General features: G+C 41.6%; 2 protein-coding genes. One reads left to right on the plus strand and one right to left on the minus strand.

The genetic code is table 11. From position 1 onward, the window contains the following. Nucleotides 1-385: inorganic phosphate transporter (locus tag SIN01_RS14835; protein WP_047034777.1), on the plus strand; the 385-nt coding region annotated here is incomplete at its 5' end. A gap of 189 nt (nt 386-574) precedes the next feature. Here the strand turns inward: SIN01_RS14835 and SIN01_RS14840 are convergent. Next, nucleotides 575-839: aspartyl-phosphate phosphatase Spo0E family protein (locus SIN01_RS14840; protein ID WP_244935265.1), on the minus strand; the 265-nt coding region annotated here is incomplete at its 5' end.

Raw genomic sequence — 839 nt, forward strand, 5'->3', positions numbered from 1 at the left:
GGTTGCATCCAATTATTTGACTGAGGTAGAAATTCCACTTTGGGTACGTATTGCAGCAGGTCTGGCGATGGCGATGGGGACATCGGTGGGCGGATGGCGCATTGTTCATACGGTAGGAAGCAAGATTATGAAAATTCAACCGATTAACGGTGCAGCCGCTGATTTAACATCTGCAACCATCATCTTCGGATTTACGATGATTCATTTTCCAGTCAGTACAACCCATGTCATTACTTCGTCAATTTTAGGCGTTGGTTCTGCTGAACGCGTGCGTGGTGTGAATTGGAAGATGGCTCTGAACATTGTCGTTACCTGGGTCATTACACTGCCGTTTACCGCACTGATTGCTGCATTAATCTATCATTTATTGAACTGGGTTCTTTAAAATAGGGGACAAAGCGGCACGGGCATTACGCGAATGGTTTTGGGTACATAAAGAGAATTATCGCCTGTATTAACGTTGTGCAGGCGATTTTTGTCAGCATATAAGAGAGCGCTTACATATATTGAAAAAATAAAACCGGCTGTACACCGGAAAGATTTCATTCATTTGGGAAATTCTTGACTAATCTGATTAAAATGCGGCACCACGTTCACGCAATGGTGAATATTTCTCTTGGATCTCAATAATCAGTTGGTCAAGTTCCTGACTGACTTTCAATGTCTGTTTGGAGAACGTTCCATATTCTTTTGCGGTATCTAATAATTTTTGCCTTTTTTCTTCGATTTTTTCTGAGTAAATACCACTAATTTCCTGGGATGCACATATCTCTGGGTACCCAGACATCGGCACATGTCCCTCCTTCACAATGTAAAATCTACCAAATATATAGACATTC

Origin of the sequence: Sporolactobacillus inulinus, from assembly GCF_006539285.1 — a bacterium.
Taxonomy (GTDB): domain Bacteria; phylum Bacillota; class Bacilli; order Bacillales; family Sporolactobacillaceae; genus Sporolactobacillus; species Sporolactobacillus inulinus.